This is a genomic window from Vibrio sp. 10N.222.48.A3, assembly GCF_041475345.1.
GTDB classification, from domain to species: domain Bacteria; phylum Pseudomonadota; class Gammaproteobacteria; order Enterobacterales; family Vibrionaceae; genus Vibrio; species Vibrio tasmaniensis_A.
Genome location: NZ_JBFRVX010001363.1, coordinates 1 through 288 on the forward strand (window position 1 = coordinate 1; position 288 = coordinate 288).

A 288-nucleotide genomic window follows, 5' to 3' on the forward strand; every position below is an offset into this window, starting at 1 on the left:
AGCCAATCTAAAAGGTCGGAAGCATAAACAGTATTGGGACCTAGTTCTAATGTATAGGACGTCGGGGCTTTGGGTAAGGGTGGAAGATCACCTTCCTTGCCGTTCATGGCGTTTCGCTCTTCGGGAGTTAAGTTCCTTAGAATGACACAGGCAAATCCTTCAATGTTGTCGATGTGCTCTCCTAGACTTACCCTCACGCTCTGAATAAAAGGGATAATGGACACTTGGTTAAATACAATGTTATGGGCTGAGACGTGGTGCGTTACTGTCTGCGCTTTTAAGTCGTCC

At 46.2% G+C, this 288-nt stretch carries 1 pseudogene; it reads right to left on the reverse strand.

From position 1 onward, the window contains the following. Positions 1-288: pseudogene (locus tag AB4653_RS26380) on the reverse strand (hypothetical protein); the annotation flags it as partial.